Origin of the sequence: Amycolatopsis albispora (assembly GCF_003312875.1) — a bacterium.
Taxonomy (GTDB): Bacteria; Actinomycetota; Actinomycetes; order Mycobacteriales; family Pseudonocardiaceae; genus Amycolatopsis; species Amycolatopsis albispora.
Genome location: NZ_CP015163.1, coordinates 7,931,432 through 7,950,554 on the forward strand (window position 1 = coordinate 7,931,432; position 19,123 = coordinate 7,950,554).

Sequence of the window (19,123 nt, forward strand, 5' to 3'; positions counted from 1 at the left end):
CCCGATCAGTCAGTCTCCGTCCCACGATTTCGCACGCCAGGCCCGGCTCGCGTCTTCCCGATTGCGCGCCGGAAAAGACGTGCGAAAATACCAAAACGGGGGTGGCGGAAAACGGATCACTCCGCTTTCCGCCACCCCCGCGGGTGGCGCAGTTCACCGCGTACCCAGCGAACCGTGGGTACTACGTCAGGACTTCTTGGTCAGGTACTCTTCCAGGGCGTCGAACCAGGAAACCCAGCCTTCCTTGGCCTGGGGCAGCTCCTCCTCGGGGAGGTAGCCGGTCTGGCGGAACGCCAGCTTGGTCTTGCCGTTGGTCTCGGTGAAGGTCAGCGTGACGGCTTCCTCGTTCTCGCCGGCCGCCTGCTTCGCCTCGAAATCCGGGTCGTTCGGGTCGATCAGCGAGAACACCAGGCGGGAGTTCTCCTCGACCTCGCTGTAGACGCCGTAGAAGGGGATCTCGGTGCCCTCGTAGTCGAGGGTCGCCTTCCAGCTGCCGCCGGGACGGACGTCCATCGAGATCGTCGGCAGCGGCGCCCCGAACCAGTGGGTGAAGTGCTCCGGCTCGGTCCAGGCCTTGAACACCTGCTCGGGCTTGGCGTCGATGGTGCGGGTGATCTTGATCTCGCGGATCGTGCGCTCTTCGGTCATGGGGGTTCCTCTCTGGATGCGGTCCGGGCGGAAATACGCGGTCATGGCACGCCGGTTGCTGCAGACTCAGTGAGCGTCGTTACGTCATCGGTCCGTTACCGGATTCTGTCAGCGGCGCGGACGGCACGGCCAGTGCCGCGTGCACCACTGCTCTATGTATTCCTCACATCCGGCGCGGGCCTTCCTCATTCCTGCTGTTCCCGGCGCCGGCGCGCGGTTGTGCGCAATCCGGGAGACGTGGTCGCGCGCGCGGGATGTGAGGCTAGGGCGGAGCCAGCCAGGCCGCCGGAGAAAAGGATTCGTGCAGCGATGACAGCCACGGTGGAAATTCCCGAACCGGAGCTCACTCCGGACCAGGTCGTCGCGCGGGCCGAGGCGATCGCGCCCACGCTCGTCGAACGCCAGGCGGAGACCGAGAAGCGTGGTTACTACGCCGAGGACACCCACGAGGCGTTCCGTGCCGCGGGCTTCTACCGGATCCTCGTGCCGCGCCGCTACGGCGGTTACGAGTTCGGCCTGGACACCTTCATGCGGGTGGTGCAGGCGCTGACCAGGGGGTGCCCGTCCACCGGGTGGATGTACTGCCTCGGCGCCGCGCACGCGCACGCCGCCGCGTCGATCTTCGACGAGCGGGTGCAGGACGAGATCTTCGCCGTCGGCGACTTCATCTGCCCCGCGACGGTCGCGCCGGGCGGCGAGGCCGAGCAGCTGGAGAACGGCGACTGGCGGCTCAGCGGCACGTGGAACTACTGCTCCGGTTCGCCGTATGCCACCCATTTCATCGGGCACACGCTGGTGTTCGGGGAGGACGGCACGCCGTCGCCGATGATGTTCGTGGTCCCGCGTGAGCAGTGGACGCGGCTCGACGACTGGAACACCACGCTCGGCCTTCGTGGCAGCGGCTCGCACAGCATTTTGATGGAGAACGCGCACATTCCGGCGCACCACATGTTCGAGATGCACCTGAGCCAGGTCGACGTCTCCGGTGGCACGCCGGGCGCGGCGCTGCACCAGAACCCGTTCTACGGCGGCGGCCTGCTCAGCTTCATGGTGCTGGAGGACGCGGTGCTCGCGGTCGGCATGGCGCAGAGCGCGCTGGACGCGTGCGAGGAGCTGATGAAGACCCGGTCGACGATCTTCCCGCCGATCCAGGGCCGCGCGCAGGACCCCGACTACCAGTTCCGCTTCGGCCAGGCCACCGGCATGATCGCCACCGCGGAAGCGGCCTTCCACAACGCGATCCAGCAGTGGGAGCGGGCCGCCGCGGAGGGGTCCGCGGCGTTCACGCCCGAGCGCGAACTGCGGATCGCGTTGATCTGCCGTGAAGTGGTGCGGTTGAGCTTCGACGCGGTGCAGGCGCACCTGGTGCCGACCGCCGGGTCCAGCGCGGTGCGCAACGGCGCCAGGGTCGAGCGGGTGTGGCGTGACCTGTCGATGCAGCACAGCCACGCGGGCATTTCGGTGTTCCTGTCGGCGATCGCGCAGCGCGAATACAGCCAGGCGAGGCTGGGTGCGGCATGAGGGTGCGGCCGAGCTATTCGTCCGGTGCTTCGGAGACCTCCCTGCTGGGGGAGACGATCGGCGCGTATTTCGACCGCGCGGTCGAGGATTTCGGCGACCGTGACGCGCTGGTGGACCGGCCGACCGGCCGCCGGTGGACGTATGCCGAACTCGGCGCGGAGGCCGACGTGCTCGCGCTCGGCCTGCTCGACCACGGCATCCAGCCGGGGGACCGGGTGGGCATCTGGGCGCCGAACTGCGCCGAGTGGGTGATCGTGCAGTACGCGTGCGCGAAGATCGGCGCGGTGCTGGTGAACCTGAATCCGGGCTACGGCAGGCACGAGATCGAGTACGTGCTGAACCTGGCCGGCGTGCGGATGCTGATCTCCGCGGAATCGTTCAAGACCTCCGACTACGCCAGGATGATCACCGAGGTGGACTGCCCGGCGCTGGAGCAGGTGGTGCTGCTCGGCGGGGACGCGTGGGCCGAGCTGGCCGACCGCGGGCGCCGCGGCGACCCGGCGCTGCTGGCGAAGGTCGGCGCGTCACTGCACGCGGACGAGCCGATCAACATCCAGTTCACCTCCGGCACCACCGGTTTTCCCAAGGGGGCAACGCTTTCGCACCACAACATCCTGAACAACGGCTTCTCCGTGGGGCAGCTGTGCCGGTACGGGCCGGAGGACCGGGTGTGCGTGCCGGTGCCGTTCTTCCACTGCTTCGGCATGGTGATGGGCAACCTGGCGGCGATGACGCACGGCGCGTGCGTGGTGATCCCGGCGCCGGTGTTCAACGCGCGCGCGACGCTGGAGGCTGTCGAGGCCGAGCGGTGCACGTCCCTTTACGGCGTGCCGACGATGTTCATCGCGGAGCTGGCCGATCCGGATTTCGCCGGGTTCGAGCTGTCTTCGCTGCGGACCGGGATCATGTCCGGCACGCCCTGCCCGATCGACGTGATGCGTCAGGTGGTCGAGCTGATGGGCATGGCGGAGGTGACCATCTGTTACGGAATGACCGAGACTTCGCCGGTGGCCACCCAGACGAGGTACGACGATTCGCTGGAGCGTCGCGTGTCCACGGTCGGCCGGGCCGGGCCGCACGTGGAGATCAAGGTGGTCGATCCGCGCACCGGGCTCACCGTGCCGCGCGGCGAGGCCGGTGAGGTGTGCATGCGCGGGTATTCGGTGATGATCGGGTACTGGGACCAGCCGGACAAGACCGCGGACGCGATCGATGCCGCCGGCTGGATGCACAGCGGTGATCTCGGGGTGATGGACGAGCACGGGTACCTGAACATCACCGGGCGGATCAAGGACATGGTGATCCGGGGCGGGGAGAACATCTATCCGCGAGAGGTGGAAGAATTCCTGCACACGCACCCGGACATCGTGGACGTTCAGGTGATCGGCGTGCCGGATGCGCGGTATGGGGAAGAGCTGATGGCGTGGATCCGGTTGCGGCCGGGAGCTGCTTCTTTGGATGCCGCCTCATTGCGGGAATTCTGCCTCGGCGAATTGGCGCGGCACAAGATTCCGCGGTATGTGCACCTGGTGGACGAGTTCCCGATGACGGTTTCGGGGAAGGTGCGGAAGGTCGAGATGCGGGAGATGGCCGTGGAATTGCTGGGGCTGGGGGAGTTGCTGGAGGTGCGGCACGCTTGAGGGGGCGGGTGCCCACCCCTGGGTTTCATTGTGACTACGGCGAAGACCCCTTTGTCAAGGCTGGGGAGCGTACCTTGACAAAGGGGTCTTCGCCGTGTTGTTGGCTTTGGCCCGGGGTGGGGAAGGGGGAGTTTGGGTGGGGAGTTGGGTTTGGTTGCCCGGCTTCCCGTTTGGGCTGCTGGGGGGCTCGCTGTGTGCCGGGATGACGGCGGGGCGGCTTGCGTTGGGATGTGGGGGGCTCGTTTTGTGTTGGGATGTCGCGGGCTCGCTTTGTGTTGGGATGCTGGTGGTGGGGCTGGCGATGCTATGAATGTGGCTTTCATTGCGCCAGACGCTAAGAAAGCCACCTTCATAGCGTGGCGGCGGCTGCGGGCCCCCGGGGGCCGGGGCTTGGCTGAGGGGGCTGGCGTGGTGTCTCGAATGTGGCTTTCGGGACGTTTGGTGTCTCGAATGTGGCTTTCGTGACGTCGGCCTGGGGCGCCGGGGGCGGGTGCCCGGCTTCCCGTTTGGATGAGGGTGTGCTCACCTTGCGTTGGGATGTGGCGGGCTCGCTTTGCGTTGGGATGACGGCGGGGCGGCTTGCGTTGGGATGTGGCGGGCTCGCCTTGCGTTGGGATGCTGGTGGCGGGGCGGGCGATGCTATGAATGTGGCATTCATTGCGCCAGACGCTAAGAAAGCCACATTCATAGCGTGGCGGCGGCTGCGGGCCCCCGGGGGCCGGGGCTTGGCTGAGGCGGCTGGCGTGGTGTCACGAATGTGGCTTTCGGGACGTTTGGTGTCTCGAATGTGGCTTTCGTGACATCGGCGTGGGGCACCGGGGCGGGGCCGGCGGGCGCTCGGAGTGGAGAGGGTACTCGGAGCGAAAGGGGCGCGGCGGACACGAATGTGGCTTTCGGGGCGGGATTTGCCACATAAGCCACATTCGTGTCCGGGAGGGGCCGAGGAATCAGGGCGTGAGGAGGTCTCGGGAGATGAGCATTCGCTGGACCTCGCTGGTGCCTTCGCCGATTTCCAGGATCTTCGCGTCGCGGTAGAAGCGGGCGACGGGGTAGTCGTTCATGAAACCGTAACCCCCGAAGATCTGGGTGGCCTCCCGCGCGTTGTCCATGGCGGCGTTCGACGAGACGAGCTTGGCGATCGCGGCCTCCCGCTTGAACGGTTCGCCTGCCACCAATCTCGAGGCGGCGTGGTACCACGCCAGGCGCGCGGTGTGCGCCCGTGCCTCCATGTCGGCGATCTTGAACGCGATCGCCTGGTGGTCCGCGAGCGGGCGGCCGAAGGCCTCCCGCTCCCGCGCGTACCGCACGCATTCGTCCACGCAGCCCTGCGCGAGACCGGTGCCGACCGCGGCCAGCGCGATCCGGCTTTCGTCCAGCACCGAGAGGAACTGGGCGAAGCCGCGGCCCTCGGCACCCAGCAGGTGCGACACCGGCACCCGGCAGTCCGAAAAGGACAGCTCATGGGTGTCCGAAGCACACCAGCCGACCTTCGAGTACGAAGGTGCCACCGAGAAGCCCGGCGTGCCCGACGGCACGATGATCGCGGAGATCTCCTTGCGGCCGTCCGGCCCCACCCCGGTCACCGCGGTGACCGTGACCAGCGCGGTGATGTCGGTGCCCGAGTTGGTGATGAAGCACTTGCTGCCGTTGATCACCCACTCGTCACCGTCGCGCACCGCGGTGGTGCGGGTGGCGCCGGCGTCGGTGCCGCCGCCGGGTTCGGTCAGCCCGAACCCGGCCAGCGCCTCGCCCGCGCACAACGCGGGCAGCCACCGCCGCTTCTGCTCCGGCGTGCCGAACTTGTGGATCGGCAGCGCGCCGAGCGAAACCCCGGCGGACACCGCGATCGCCACCGACGAGTCCACCCGCGCCAGTTCCTCCAGCACCAGCGCCAGCGCGAAGAAGTCGCCGCCCATGCCGCCGTGCTCCTCCGGGAACGGCAGCCCGAACAACCCCATCCGGCCCATTTTCGCGACCAGCTGGTACGGGAACTCCTCGCGCTGGTAGATCTCCCCGATCACCGGGGCGACCTCGGCGGCGGCGAACTCCTCGACGGTCTTGCGCAGCGTCTCGAGTTCCTCCGGCAGGCGGAAGTCGATCACGTCCGGGCCCCTCAGGCGGCCACGGCGGTCACCAGGCCGCCGTCGACGACGAACTCCTGCCCGGTGACGTAGGCCGACTTCGCCGAGAGCAGGAAGGCCACCGTCTCCGCGACGTCGCCCGGCTGCCCGAGCTTGCCGAGCACCACCTGGCTGCGGAAGAACTCGCGGACCTGCTCGTTCGGCGCGACCTGGTCGAACATCTCGGTCTCGGTGTGCCCGGGGGTCACCGCGTTGACCCGGATGCCCTGCGGCGCCAGGTTGGCGGCCAGCGAGCGGGCCAGGTTCAGCACGGCGGCCTTGCTCGCCGCGTACAGCGCGCCCGGCGCCATGCCGCGGTGCACCAGCCACGAACCGTTCAGCACCACCGAAGCGCCCTCGTTCAGGAACGGCACGGCCTTGGCCACGGTGAAGTAGGTGCCCTTGAAGTTGGTGCCGACGACCCGGTCGAACTCCTCCTCGGAGACGTCGCCGAGCAGGCCCGCCGAGGCGGTGCCCGCGTTGGCGAACACGCCGTCGAGCTTGCCGACGGTCTCGCCCACCTTGGTGAACAGCGCGTCGAGGTCGGCGGTGCTGGACACGTCGGCCTGCACGGCCACCACACGGTCACCGGCGTCGAGTTCCTTGACCGCGGTGTTCAACCGTTCGCGGCTGCGACCGGCGAGCACCACGCGCCCGCCGGCGGCGACCAGCCGCTGCGCGGTGGCCAGGCCGATACCGCTGCCACCACCGGAAATCAGTACGGACTTGCCTTCGAACTCAGTCATGTCACCAGGGTCCTTCCTCGGTCTCGACCTGCGCGTCTTCCCGATTGCCGAGGCAGGCTCGAGCGATCTCGGCAGCCACCTCGCCCACGTGCGGTTCGTCCAGCAGGTAGAAGTGCCCGCCGTCGAACATGCGGGCCCGCAGGCCCGCCCCGGCCCGCTCGCGCCAGGCGGGCAGCTCGGCCGACGGCACCAGCTGGTCGTCGTGCCCGCCGAGCACGGTCAGCGGGACCGCGACCGGGCCGAGAAAGCTCACCTGGGCCAGCCGCAGGCCCAGCGTCAGGTCCGAGCGCAGCAACGCCATCACGTGCTCGCGCCAGAACGGGCTGGCCAGGATCTCCTCCGGCGTGCCGCCCCCGGCGCGCATGATCTTGACCAGGTCGTCGTCGCTCCACCGGCCCGCGCGCTCCGCCGCCGAGCCGCCCGACGGGTAGGCGCTGAGCACCAGCCCGGTGAACGGTTCCGGCTTCGCCAGCGCGATCGCGGCGGCCACCGCCGCGCCCATGCTGTGTCCGAAGAGGACGGTGCGCAACTGCGGCAGCGCGAGGAGTTCGTCCAGCACCCCTTCGACCACCGCGTGCGGATCCGACGGGGTTTCCTTGAAACTCTCGGAGAACCGCCGCTCGCGCCCGGGCAGCGTGACCCCGAGCACCTCGAACCCGGCTGGCAGCCGTTCGGCCAGCGGCATCAGCACGTTCGGCCCGGCACCGGCGTGCGGGATGAGCACCACCCGCGCCTGGGGCGTTCCCTGGGCGGCACGCAGCACCGCCGTCCACGATCCGGCCATCAGTACTCCTTCGAAACTCACACAGCGATCCGGAGCGGCGTGGCCGCCCGGTAGAGCTCATCCGCGCACGCCGTGGCCAGCGCGTCCAAACTGGACACCGCGGCCTCCGGTGGCAGCCCGGCCGCGGCGTACGCGATCGGCAGTTCCGTGCACGCGGTGACCACCGGCCGCGGGTCCCGCTGCCACAACGCGGCGACCGCCGAGGCGAACACCTCGCCGCCCTCGTCCGTCCGGTTCGCCTTCACCAGCGAAGCGGCGTGGTGGATCCGGTGCTGCTCGGCCTCGTCCGGCACCAGCAGCGGGTAACCGAGCCCGGCCGCCCGCTCCTGGTACAGGCCGCTGGCCACGGTGCCGGTGGTCGCGGTCAGCCAGGCGCCCGGCGGACTGGCCAGCCGCGCCATCCGCAGTGTCGCGTCCACGATGTGCACCAGCGGCACCGGCAGCTGCGCGCTGACCCGGTCGACGTAGGCGTGCGCGGTGTTGCACGGCACGGCCAGCAGGTCCGCGCCCCAGCTCACCAGGGTCCGCAGCCCGTCGCGGATCGGGCGCAGCGGCGTGTCGTCCCCGGCGAGCAGGGCTTCGGTGCGGTCCGGGATCGACGGCTCGGACAGCAGCACGATCCGCGGGTGCTCCTGGTCGGAACGCGCCGGGACGCGCAGCGCCAGCAACCGCAGGAACTCGGCGGTGGCCGCGGGTCCCATGCCGCCGAGCACGCCCAGCGTCGCGGGCACGTCAGGCCAGCCGATCGGTGGCCCGCTGCACGACCTCCTCCGGCGCGCCCCGCCAGCTCAGGCGCAGCTTCCCGCCGCGGACCGCGCCGGTGATCGAGATCCGGTGCGGGCCCTCGCCGGGCAGCTCGGTGAAGTCGACCTCGGGCAGGTCGGACACCCGCACCGGCGACCCGGGCGGCAGCAGCGTGGTCACGTCACCGAAGTGGTCGTACCGGATGTCGGCCGGACCGTCGGCTGGCTCGATCCGGTCCGGCCGGATCCGCCAGAAGTCCACATCGGACACCCGGCCGACCACGCGGCCCGCCCGGTGGTGCGGGGCGGTGTGGTCGGCCACCTCGACGACCACCGAGTCCTGGCCGAGCCAGGCGGGCAGCACGTCGGCCAGCACGCCCAGCGCCGCCCCAGCCGGGCCGGGGTCGGTGGCGGCGGGCGGCGGCTCGATCGGCGTGGTGCCCGGGAAGGCCTCTGAGCGCGCCAGCTCGACCGGTTCCCCCGCGCCGAGCTGACGGCAGGCCGTCACCACGTCCTCCAGGATCAGCCGCCACGACGCGGTGTCGGCGGCGAGTTCGTGCAGCACCAGCAGCAAGCCGGCCGGCCGCGACCCCCGCTCCAGCGCGGTCACCTGCAGCACCCGGCCCTCCGCCGGGTCCAGCCGCGCCCGCAGCTTCGCCACCGCGCGCTTGAGCAACGCGGGCTCCTGCTCCGGGCTGACCGCCGACAGGTCGAGCCGGACCACCGGCAGCGAGCCGCCGGCCCCGATGGGCTGCTGCCGCCACCCGTGCTCGTCCTTGGTGAACTTCATGCGCATCGTGTCGTGCTGCATCAGCAGCTGCAGCACGATCTTCTTGACCTTCGCGGTGTCCACCGCGCCCGGCAGCGTGACCAGCAGCGCGCGGGCCTGCTCGGCCAGCGGCGTCCGCTCGGTCACCCGCAGCTGCGACGGCGTGAGCGGATGCGACGAGTCCTCGTTGCCCCGGCCGAAGCGGGTCGCGACCGGGGCCTTGAGCGCCGACCGGTCCACCACGCCCGCCTTGCGCGGGATCTCGCTGACCGCCACCCAGCGCTCGGGCACCAGTCCTTCCGGCAGCACCGACGCGACGGCCGCCCGGACGGCTTCTTCCGTACTACTGCCCTGAACGTAATACGCTGTCATACGCGCCCCGAGGTGCGGGTGCTCGGCCGGGTCCGGGTAGCCGATCTTGGCCAGCATCCGCTTGACCCGCGTGCTGTTGACCGGCCCCTGGAGTTCCTCGTCGGCCTCGGCGACCGCGAGGTGCCCGAGCCGCACCTCCCACCGGGTCGGCGCCTCGTAGTTGTGGAAGCCGCGCTCGGCGTTGTGCACGTACACACCGACGTCGTTGATCAGGCAGTTCGAGCTGCAGAAGCCGGTGTCGTCCGGGTGCGCCCAGATCTTCGACCGCGACTTGAGCAGGGCGCGGATCTCGTCCTTGGTCACCTCGGAGTAGCGGTAGAAGTCGACCACCTCGACCGCGTCCACCGCGGCCGCCTCCGCGCCGTCCCCACCGGCCTGGTGGTAGACGCGACGGCCGAGCGCCAGCTTCTCCTCGATCTCGTCGCGGTCGAAGATGCCCTGCTGGTGGAACCACGACAGCCGCTCGTCCATGATCTGCCCGCGCGAAAGCCCGGTGACGATGCTGGGAATGCCGCGGTGGTGCGCCAGCTCCGTGCTCAGGTCCAGCAGCGAGCGGAAGCAGCCGTTGCACACGCTCTTGTGCTCCTGCAGGCTGAGCAGGAAGATCTTGTTCTGGTCGGCGCGGGTCTTGGTGACGTGCTCGATGCCGAGTTCCCCGGTCACCTCTTCGACGTTGCGCAGCGCGGTGGTGGAGATGAAGCCGTTGTCGAAGGTGAAGGTCATCACCCGCAGCCCGAGGTCGACCAGCCGGTAGAGCACGTAGGTGCTGTCCTTGCCGCCGCTGAACAGCAGCAGGCAGTCGTACTCCGAACCGGCCGCCTCGGCCTTCGCGCGCAGTTTCGGGGCCAGCTCGGAGAGATCACCCCAGTAGGCGTCGATCTGCTCGCGGTTCTCCTCGTACAGCACACAAAGCGAGCAGACGCCCGCGTCGTCGAAGGTCAGGCCGGGGTACTTGCCGGTGATGCCGCAGCGAACGCAGTTCCGCCTGGCCGACTCGCCGGCCCCGGCAAAAACCACCGCGCAGTCGGCGACGCCGCCGTGGCGCCGCAGCGCGGCCTCGACCTCCTGCTCGATCACCTCCGCCTGCGCGGGTTCGGTCGAGAGCAGCTTCGGTTCGGTCATCGTTCAGCCTCCATGGGGCTCAGCTCGACGCGGAGACGTCCAGCCCGAGGTCGTCGAGGTCGTCGGTGTCGTCGGAAACCAGGGAGCCCTCGATCAGCCCGGCGACGGCCGCCACGGTCGGCGCGGACAGGAAGTCGTGCAGCGGCACGGAAACGCCGAACTCGGCGCCGAGCCGCGAAAGCAGCTCGATGACCAGCAGGGAGCTGCCGCCCGCGTCGAAGAAGTCCTGCCGGATGTCCACCGTGCCCGAGTGGCCGGGCAGCACGCTCGCCCAGATCCGGGCGATGGCCTGCTCGGCGGGCGACCGCGGGGCGAGCACGTCGGCTCGCTGGTCCGAAGTGGACGGGGCAGTCGCGGGCAGCGCGCGGCGGTCGATCTTGCCGCTGATCGTGCGCGGCAGCTCGGGCGTCGGCGCGAAAACCGCGGGCACCGCGCTCTCCGGCAGGCGCTCACGCAGGAAGGCCCGCAGCAGCGCGGCATCGACGTCGGTGTGCTGCTCGTAGTGCGCGCACAGGAACGGCGTGCCGTCGGCGGATTCCCCGGCGACAACCGCGACCTCGGTGATCGCGGGGTGTTCGCGCAGCACGCTTTCCACCCCGCCGAGTTCGACGCGGACCCCGCCGATCTTCACCTGGTGGTCCTTGCGCCCCAGGTACTCCAGCAGGCCCTCGTCGGAGAAGCGGCCGAAGTCGCCGGTGCGGTAGACGACCTCACCGGGCGAGCGCGGGTCGGGCACGAACGCCTTGCTGGTGGCGTCGGGCTGGCGGTGGTAACCGAGCGAGCGGTGCGGGGTGCGCAGGTGGATCTCGCCGACCTCACCGGGCGCGGCGGGCTCACCGCGGTCGTTGAGCACCAGCACCTCGGTCTCCGGCATGGCACGGCCGATCGGGATCGAGTCGCGCTCGGTGTCGGCACGCGTGACGAAGTGGAACGTCTTGGTCATCGTGGTTTCCGACGGGCCGTACAGGTTCAGCAGCTTGGTGCGCTCGCCGAAGCGGTCGAACCAGCCCGCGGCATCACGCGGCGCCAGCTTCTCGCCGGACAGCGCGACGCACTCCAGCGAGGCGAACACCGGTGACCCCGGCGCGGTGGCCAGCCGCCGGAACAACGACGGTACACAGTGGACCAGCGAGATCTTCGACTCGTCCAGCCAGCGGCTCAGCGCGGCGGCGTCGAGCAGGGTGTCCGGCGGCGGCACGCAGACGGTGGCGCCGGTGGTCAGCGGGACGAAGAGGTCACGCAGCACGGCGTCGAAGGCCGGGCTGATCAGCTGGCTGACCCGCCAGCCGGCGTGCACGCCGAGCAGCTCGGTCTCCCAGCGGATGTAGTGGTCGATCGAGCCGAGCCTGCCGACGATGCCCTTGGGACGGCCGGTGGAACCCGAGGTGAAGAAGACGTAGCAGGGGTCGTCGGCCGACGGCTCGTGCGCGACGACGGTCCGGCGGTTGCTGGCGCCCAGCGTGTCCGCGATGTCGATGCGCGTGGTCTCGGCGGCGCCCGCCGCGGCCAGCACCTTCGCGGGCAGCCCGCCGAGCCCGGACCCGGTGACCACCCAGGAGGCGTCGGTGTCGATGAGGGCCTGCTCCAGCCGCCGCTGCTGCGCGGTGGCGTCCAGCGGCACCACCACACCGCCGATCCGCAGCACCCCGAGCAGCGCGGCGACCAGCTCCCGGCGGTCCTCGGCGAGCACCGGCACCAGCGCGCCGGGCGCCGCGCCCGCTTCCTGCAGGGCGGCGGCGATGTCGTCGGCACGCCGGTCGAGTTCCGCGTAGGTGAGCGTGCCGCCGGGGCACTCGACCGCGACGTGGTCGGGGAAGCGCCGGATCGCCTTCGCCACCAGCGCCTGGATCGCTTCGAAAGCCATCGTCTCTCCTTTAGCCGGACAGCTCGAACTCGTCGAGCAAGATGCCGAACGTCAGCACGACGAGCAGCAGGTCGTCGTCGAAATGCGGGTGGACGTCGAAGCCGTCGCGCAGGTAACGCGCCTTGAGGTGGTCGACCACGTGCGGGTCGAAGAAGCCCTGCCGCCTGATCCGGTCGTGGGAGAGCAGGTCCTGCACCCACTCGAGGTTCCGGCGCAGCAGGCCGGGGCTGCCCGGCGCGCGGAACCCGTACTTCTCCCGCCCGATGATCTCCGGCGGGACCAGCCCCTGCGCGGCCTGCTTGACCACGAACTTCTCGCCGAGCCGGTGCACCTTGAGGTGCGCGGGCACGGTGCGCGCGAACTCGACCACATCGCGGTCCAGGAACGGGTACCGCGCCTCGATCGAGTTGGCCAGGGCCATCCGGTCGCCGTGGTCGGAGAGCAGGTGGTCCGACATCCGCAGCTTGAAGTCCAAATAGGACCGTTGGCTGAGCCGGGGCCGCCCGGCCAGCATGGCCGGGTCGACCACCGGCCCGGCGAGGCAGTCGAACTCGGCGAAGGAGGCTTGCAACTCTTCGCTGAAGATGTCCATTTTGGTCTGCCGCCAGGCGTGGTACTGCCGCTCGTAGAACAGTTCCGCGTCACCCCAGAGCTTCTGGCGCAGGTTGTCTTCGAGCGCGTCCTCGAGCGGGTCGCCGGTGCGGCCGGTGCCGCGGCGGCCGTCGAACCGGTAGCCGACGTAACCGCCGAACAGCTCGTCCGCGCCTTCACCGGTCAGGATGACCTTGACCCCGTGCTCGCGCGCGAGCGCGGAAAGCACCATCGAGCAGGTGTTGTAAGTCTCCTTCACCGGGGTTTCCGCGTGCACCACCATTCGCCGGAGTTCGGTGGCGATGTCGTCGTCGGAGAACGGCGCCTCGTGGTGGATCGAGCCGATCTTGCCCGCCATCAGCCGCTGGTGCCCGGATTCGTCGATATCCGCTTCCGGGAAGGTGATGGAGAACGAATGCGGGTCACGCACCTGCTCGCCGACCAGCGCGCCGATCAACGAGGAATCGAGCCCGCCGCTGAGGTAGAAACCGACGCCGACATCGGCCTGCAACCGGCGGCGCACCGAAGTGGTCAGCAGTTCCCGCAGCGTTTCGACGTAGTACTCGTCCGGCTGCGACTGGCTCTCTTCGACCGGGAAATCCAGGTCCCAGTACCGCTTTTCCCGCACCTCGCCGTCGCGGACGAGCAGGTAGTGCCCGCCGGGCAGGCTGGACACGCCGCGGAACATGGTGCGCGGGCTGACCAGGCCGGGAAAGGTGAGCACCTGGTCCAGCCCGGTCAGGTCCACCGCACGCGGCACACCGGGGTGCCGCAGGATCGCCTTGATCTCCGAGCCGAACACGAAGTGGTCATTTGTCCTGGTGTAGAACAACGGCGCGATGCCGGCGTGATCGCGGGCCAGGAACAGCTGGCGTTCGCGGCGGTCGTAGAGGGCGAAAGCGAACTGGCCGTTGAGCCGGTTCAGCAGTTCCGGCCCTTCTTCCTCGTACAGGTGGACAACCACTTCGACGTCGCAGTCGGTGCGGAAGCGGTGCCCCTTCGCTTCCAGTTCCGCGCGCAGTTCCCGGTGGTTGAAGATTTCCCCGTTGCACACCAGCGCGACTTCGCCGTCCTCGCTGAACATCGGCTGGCTGCCGCCGCCGAGGTCGATGATGCTCAGCCGGCGGAAGCCCAGCGCGGCGGGGCCGTCGAGGAAGAAGCCGTCCTCGTCCGGCCCGCGGTGCACCAGCTCGGCGGTCATCCGGCCCAGCTCGGCGGCCGCGATCGGCCGGGCGTGGGGCAGGGCGACCGATCCCGCGATTCCGCACATGCGCCCGCGCTCCTCGCTCGTCTCGAAAGGGAATTCTCACCGCCGAAAATCAGCGTACGACAGCGGAACTCGTTTGTGCGCGCGCCGAACGCGGTCCCGCAATGACGGAGAAGAACCGCGCAGGCCAGCAGTCCAGGAGATGCTTCGGAGCACCGCCGGGCCTGACGATGTCGTGGTGAAGATCGATGGTTCGCCGGAATTCGTCGGCACCTGATCACTATCTGCGGATTTCGAGGAGACAACCGTTATGGCCGACGTGACCAAAACACGCGCGGTGGTGCTCGGCGGGAGCATCGCGGGGCTGTTCGCCGCCCGGGTGCTCGCCGATGCCTACGACGAGGTGCTCATCGTGGACCGCGACGCGCTCATCGGCGTCGACGGGCCGCGCCGGTCCTGCCCGCAGGGCAAGCACATCAACGGCCTGCTCGCCCGTGGTCAGCTGGCGATGGAGGAGATGTTCCCCGGCATCACCGAGGAGATCTTCGCCGACGGCGTGCCCACCGGTGACCTGGCCGGCGACGTGCGCTGGTACTTCAAGGGCAAGCCGATCAAGCAGCAGGACGCCGGGCTGACCTGCGTCGCGGCCAGCCGCCCGATGCTGGAGAAGCACATCCGCCGCCGGACGCAGGCGCTGGCGAACGTCACCTTCGTGGAGAAGCACGACATCCTCGGCCTGGTCACCAGCGAGGACAAGCGGCGCGTCACCGGTGTCAAGGTGCAGCGCCTCGGCAGCAAGACGACAGAGGGTGGGCGGGCGGGCCTAAAGAACACGGAGAAGGTGCTCAACGCCGACCTGGTCGTCGACGCCACCGGCCGCGGCTCGCGGACCCCGATCTGGCTGGAGGAACTGGGTTACGGCCGGGTCGAGGAGGAGCGCAAGAAGATCGGCCTCGGTTACGTCACCCAGCACTACCGGCTCACCGAGGACGTCTACCACGGTGACCTGTCGATCAACCCGGTCGCCTCGGCCGCCCTGCCGCGTGGCGCGATCTTCACCAAGACCGACGGCGGCCGCGTGGAGCTGACCACCTACGGCCTGCTCGGCGACCACCCGCCCACCGACCAGGAGGGCCTGTTCGAGTGGCTGAAGACGCTGTCCACCCAGGACATCTACCACGCGGTGAAGACCGCGGAGATCCTGGACGAGCCGGTCGCCTTCCGCTTCCCGACCACGCTGCGCCGCCGGTACGAGAAGATGGACCGCTTCCCGGACGGGCTGCTCGTCGTCGGTGACGCGGTGACCTGCTTCAACCCGGTGTACGCGCAGGGCATGACGGTGTCCGCGCTGTCCGCGCTGACCATCCGCGGTCACCTGCACAGCGGCGCCACCCCCGACCCGAAGATGTACTTCGCCGACCTGGCCCGCGACGTGATCGACCCGCCGTGGGAGATGACCAACACGGTGGACCTGAGCTTCCCCGGCGTCGAGGGCAACCGCACCTTCGCGCTGAAGGTGCAGCAGTTCTTCCTTTCGCTGACCCAGACCGCCGCCTCGCGCGACGGTGACGTGGCGGCGGCGTACATGAAGACCGCCGGCATGGTGGCGAAGCCGGAAACGCTGATGCAGCCGAAGATCCTGTTCAAGATCATCAAGGCGGTGCTGTTCGGCAAGAAGAACCAGGCGGTGCCGCGCAGCGCCGCCGCGCCGAAGGTGACCGCGCTGCCGTCGGCCGGCACCACCACCGAGGAGAAGAAGGCGGCGTAACCGCCATCGTCCCGCACCGGAACGGAGGAAAGCAGTGTCGGAGCACAAGGGCGGCCCCGCCGTCACCTCCGTCCGGCAGGACGAGGCCTGGTTCGCCGACCGGCTCGACCCCGGTTCGCCCACGGCCACCCGCAACCGGGCCTACCGGGTGAGCGGGGCACTGGACGTCGAGCTGCTGGGCCAGGCGTGGCAGGAGGTGGTGCGCAGGCACGACGTGCTGCGCACCACCATCACCGAGGTCGGCGGCAGACCGGTGCGGCGCACCGCCGCCGCCGACCAGGTGGCCAAGTCCTTTGTGGACATGGGATTGGTGCCCGACGCGGAGGACGCCGAGGACGAGCTGTGCGCGGACATCATCGCCGAGCCGCTGTGGCTCGCCGAAGGCCCGCTCGCGCGGCTCACCGTGGCGGGCACCGCGCCCGGCGAGTACGTGGTCGTGCTGGTCGCGCACCGCGCGGTCGCCGACGAGTCGTCGATGGTGATCCTGCTCGACGAGCTGTCCCGGTGCTACACCGCCGCGGTGGCCGGGCGCTCGCCGTCGGAGGCCCTGCGCGCGCCGCTGCTCCAGTACGACGAATTCGCGCGCTGGCAGCGGGAACGCGAGAGCTCCGACGAGCACGCTCGAGTGCTTGACTGGTGGCGGTCGGAACTGACCCCGCCGGCGCCGCCCCTGACGCTGCCGTTGCACCGCGACCGACCGGCCGGGCCGTCCACCGCCGGTGGTGTGGTGCGCTTCAACTGGGGTGCGGAGCTGGCTGGCACGCTCGGGCAGTTCGCCCGTGAGCAGGGCGTGGACCCGGCGGCCGTGCTGCTCACCGCGTTCACCTGCCTGCTGCACCGCTTCGGTGGCGCGGACCGGATCCCGGTCGGGCTGCCGGTGCGGTCGCGGCCCTGGTCGGCCTTCGACCGCGCGGTCGGCCCGTTCGACTCGACGCTGGTGGTCACCCCCGGATTCGCCGGGCGGCCGAGCTTCCGCGAGGTGCTCAACCGTGTGCGGATCCAGCTGCGTGAAGCGGCCGCGCACGGCGGGCCGACCGAAGGGCAGCTGGCCAGGGCGGTCAACCCGGCTCGCGATCCGCGGCACAGCCCGTTTTACGACGCCGGGTTCGTCTACCGCGAGCACGAGTCCATTGTGGAGTCGGATGGCCTGCTCCGTGGCGTGGACGTGAAGGACCCCGCGTTGCGGCTGCGCGGTTGCACGGTGCGCCGCGAGCGCGTGGACCCGCAGTGGTCCGAAGTGGACTTCACACTGCTGGTGGACGAGGTCAAGCCCGAGATCAGCGGCGGCTTCCGGTCGCGCACCAGCATGATCGATGCGCGCATCGCGCGGTTTGTCGCGGTGCAGCTGCGCACGCTGGTCGAGGCCGCGCTGGCGCACCCCGACCTGCCGGTGGCGCACCTGCCGCTGGACACCCCGCTCCGGATCAAGACCGCGGTGGTCGCCGGTGACCGGATCGAGGCGACCGCACCGGTCACCGCCACCGTGGCCGAGCTGGTTCGCGCACACAGCGGCGAGGCGCTGCCTGGGGTTTCCTATGCCGAACTGCTGGCGCGCGCCGATTCCATCGCCGCGGAGCTGCCGCCGGGACCGGTCGCGGTCCGGATGGCGAGCGGGGCCGGGCAGGCGGCCGCCGTGCTCGGCGCGTTCACCGCGGGGGCACACGTGGTCTGCCTGGCGGCCAGCGATTCGGGGGAGCGGGCGCGGTCGGTGCTCGCGGACCTCAAGCCCGCCGTGCTGCTGGTGGAAAACGCAGCCGACGACGACCAGATCGTGCGGTGGTACCGGGACGAACTCGACGGCACCGTGCTGGACACCGCCGCCGTCGAGCCCGCGAAGCCGCGCCCGACCGCCGTCGCGACTACCGATCTCGCTTACGTGGCTTACACTTCCGGCTCCACCGGCCAGCCGAAGGGCATCACGCAGAACCACGCCGCGCTGGCGCAGTTCACTGCCTGGTTCGCCACGGAGTTCCGCATCGGACCGGGCTCGCGGGTGGCCCAGTGGGCGGCGCCCGGGTACGACGCCGCGTTGTGCGAGACGTTCGCCGCGTTGAGCAGCGGCGCGACCCTGCACCCGGTGCCCGAGCGCATCCGCGCGAACCCGGAGAAGTTGGCCGCGTGGCTGGCCGCCGAAGGCATCACGCACTTCCAGACGGTGCCCAGCTTCGCGCGTGAGGTGCTCGGCGTGCTGAGCCGCACCGGCGAACGGCTGCCCGAGCTGACGCACCTGCTGCTGGCCGGGGAAGCGCTGCCCGCGGAACTGGCCAACGGCCTGCGGGCGGCGGTGCCGTCGGCGCGGCTGATCAACCTGTACGGCCCCACCGAAGCGATCCTGGCCACCTGGTACGAGATTTCGGTGACGCTGCACGGTGTCGCGCCGATCGGACGCCCGATCCCGGGCCGCCAGGTGCTGGTGGTCGACGCCGAGGACCGCCCGTGCCCGGCCGGGGTCACCGGGAACCTGGTGCTGCGCAGCCCGTACCTGACGCCCGGTTACCTCGGTGACGTCACCACGACCGCCTTCGAGCCGCTGCGGCCCCGGCCGGAACTGGGCGTGGCGGGCGGTGCCTGCTACCGCACCGGGGACCTCGGGCGCCTCCGGCACGACGGCGTGCTCGAGTTCCGCGGTCGCGCGGACTCCCAGGTCAAGGTGCTGGGCATGCGGATGGAGCTGGGCGAGGTGGAGGCCGCGCTGGCCGCGCACCCGTCCATCGCCGACTGCGCGGTGGCCGGCGTGCCCGGCGCGGACGGGCTGATCTCGCAGCTGCTCGCGTACGTGGTGCTCGCCGAGCCGGGGGAGGCGCCGGTGGCCGAGTGGCGCAGGCACCTGGTGCGCCGGTTCGGCAAGACCCTGCTGCCGGTGACCTACCAGACCGTGGCCGCCTTGCCCCGCAACGTCGGCGGCAAGATCGACCGGCGCCGCCTGCCGGCGCCGGAGCCGGCCGTGACGGCGGTGCACACCGAGCCGGACGGCCCGGTGCAGCGCACCATCGCGGAGATCTTCGCGGAGCTGAGCGGCTCCGCGCCTTCGGAGATCACCGCGGACGACACGTTCTTCGCCGTGGGCGGGCATTCGGTCCAGCTGCCCCGGCTGCTGCACCTGATCCGCGTGCGGCTGGGCGCCGAACTGTCCCTTGGGGACTACTTCGCCGATCCCACGCCGGCCGGGCTGGCGGTGGCGGTTTCGAAGAGTTCTTCCGCTGTTGGAGTAGATGAGGAGTGAGGAAC

12 protein-coding genes are annotated in these 19,123 nt (G+C 70.2%); 4 read left to right on the forward strand and 8 right to left on the reverse strand.

What is annotated here, in order from left to right; genetic code table 11:
* Window positions 1-186 precede the first annotated feature (186 nt).
* Entirely contained in the window at window positions 187-648 is a 462-nt protein-coding gene (locus A4R43_RS37675) for an SRPBCC family protein (protein ID WP_162788736.1), read from the reverse strand.
* A gap of 309 nt (window positions 649-957) precedes the next feature.
* Here A4R43_RS37675 and A4R43_RS37680 point away from each other — a divergent pair, with 309 nt between their 5' ends.
* Both A4R43_RS37680 and A4R43_RS37685 read left to right on the forward strand, forming a co-directional pair.
* The gene (locus A4R43_RS37680) at window positions 958-2,169 is read left to right on the forward strand and encodes an acyl-CoA dehydrogenase family protein (protein ID WP_113696459.1); all 1,212 of its coding nucleotides are present in this window, start codon (window positions 958-960) and stop codon (window positions 2,167-2,169) included.
* Window positions 2,166-3,809, forward strand: coding sequence for an AMP-binding protein (locus tag A4R43_RS37685; protein WP_113696460.1), 1,644 nt, complete (start codon window positions 2,166-2,168; stop codon window positions 3,807-3,809). Before A4R43_RS37680 ends, A4R43_RS37685 begins: the two co-directional genes overlap by 4 nt.
* Window positions 3,810-4,756: 947 nt before the next feature.
* On the opposite strand, the gene A4R43_RS37690 is transcribed toward A4R43_RS37685, so the two are convergent.
* The 7 genes from A4R43_RS37690 to asnB are packed head-to-tail and all read right to left on the reverse strand — an operon-like array spanning window position 4,757 to window position 14,190.
* Window positions 4,757-5,911 carry an acyl-CoA dehydrogenase family protein gene (locus A4R43_RS37690; RefSeq protein WP_113696461.1) on the reverse strand — a complete coding sequence of 385 codons (1,155 nt, stop codon included), beginning with the start codon at window positions 5,909-5,911 and terminating at the stop codon, window positions 4,757-4,759.
* An 11-nt stretch (window positions 5,912-5,922) separates the two neighbouring features.
* Window positions 5,923-6,675, reverse strand: coding sequence for an SDR family NAD(P)-dependent oxidoreductase (locus A4R43_RS37695; protein ID WP_113696462.1), 753 nt, complete (start codon window positions 6,673-6,675; stop codon window positions 5,923-5,925).
* Between the two features lies 1 nt (window position 6,676).
* Complete coding sequence (locus tag A4R43_RS37700) at window positions 6,677-7,459, reverse strand: thioesterase II family protein (protein WP_113696463.1); 783 nt, start codon at window positions 7,457-7,459, stop codon at window positions 6,677-6,679.
* Window positions 7,460-7,476: 17 nt separating this feature from the next.
* Entirely contained in the window at window positions 7,477-8,190 is a 714-nt protein-coding gene (locus A4R43_RS37705; protein ID WP_205215149.1) for an aspartate/glutamate racemase family protein, read from the reverse strand.
* Between the two features lies 1 nt (window position 8,191).
* Window positions 8,192-10,465, reverse strand: coding sequence for a condensation domain-containing protein (locus A4R43_RS37710; RefSeq protein ID WP_113696464.1), 2,274 nt, complete (start codon window positions 10,463-10,465; stop codon window positions 8,192-8,194).
* Between the two features lie 19 nt (window positions 10,466-10,484).
* A complete protein-coding gene (locus tag A4R43_RS37715) occupies window positions 10,485-12,329 on the reverse strand; it encodes a non-ribosomal peptide synthetase (protein ID WP_113696465.1) in 1,845 nt (614 codons plus the stop codon).
* A 10-nt stretch (window positions 12,330-12,339) separates the two neighbouring features.
* Window positions 12,340-14,190, reverse strand: coding sequence for an asparagine synthase (glutamine-hydrolyzing) (asnB, locus tag A4R43_RS37720; protein ID WP_113696466.1), 1,851 nt, complete (start codon window positions 14,188-14,190; stop codon window positions 12,340-12,342).
* 247 nt (window positions 14,191-14,437) lie between these two features.
* On the opposite strand from asnB, the gene A4R43_RS37725 reads away from it, so the two are divergent.
* Together A4R43_RS37725 and A4R43_RS37730 are read left to right on the forward strand one after the other, a co-directional pair.
* On the forward strand, window positions 14,438-15,895 hold the full coding sequence (locus A4R43_RS37725; protein ID WP_205215150.1) for an FAD-dependent oxidoreductase: 1,458 nt from the start codon (window positions 14,438-14,440) through the stop codon (window positions 15,893-15,895).
* Between the two features lie 34 nt (window positions 15,896-15,929).
* Window positions 15,930-19,118 carry a non-ribosomal peptide synthetase gene (locus A4R43_RS37730; protein ID WP_113696467.1) on the forward strand — a complete coding sequence of 1,063 codons (3,189 nt, stop codon included), beginning with the start codon at window positions 15,930-15,932 and terminating at the stop codon, window positions 19,116-19,118.
* Window positions 19,119-19,123 lie beyond the last annotated feature (5 nt).

Bases quoted from the DNA above. Each gene is read 5' to 3' on its own strand.
- A4R43_RS37715 (WP_113696465.1), bottom strand. From the start codon at position 12,329: ATGGCTTTCGAAGCGATCCAGGCGCTGGTGGCGAAGGCGATCCGGCGC.
- A4R43_RS37725 (WP_205215150.1), top strand. From the start codon at position 14,438: ATGGCCGACGTGACCAAAACACGCGCGGTGGTGCTCGGCGGGAGCATC.
- asnB (WP_113696466.1), bottom strand. From the start codon at position 14,190: ATGTGCGGAATCGCGGGATCGGTCGCCCTGCCCCACGCCCGGCCGATC.
- A4R43_RS37700 (WP_113696463.1), bottom strand. From the start codon at position 7,459: ATGGCCGGATCGTGGACGGCGGTGCTGCGTGCCGCCCAGGGAACGCCC.
- A4R43_RS37675 (WP_162788736.1), bottom strand. From the start codon at position 648: ATGACCGAAGAGCGCACGATCCGCGAGATCAAGATCACCCGCACCATC.
- A4R43_RS37710 (WP_113696464.1), bottom strand. From the start codon at position 10,465: ATGACCGAACCGAAGCTGCTCTCGACCGAACCCGCGCAGGCGGAGGTG.
- A4R43_RS37680 (WP_113696459.1), top strand. From the start codon at position 958: ATGACAGCCACGGTGGAAATTCCCGAACCGGAGCTCACTCCGGACCAG.
- A4R43_RS37685 (WP_113696460.1), top strand. From the start codon at position 2,166: ATGAGGGTGCGGCCGAGCTATTCGTCCGGTGCTTCGGAGACCTCCCTG.
- A4R43_RS37695 (WP_113696462.1), bottom strand. From the start codon at position 6,675: ATGACTGAGTTCGAAGGCAAGTCCGTACTGATTTCCGGTGGTGGCAGC.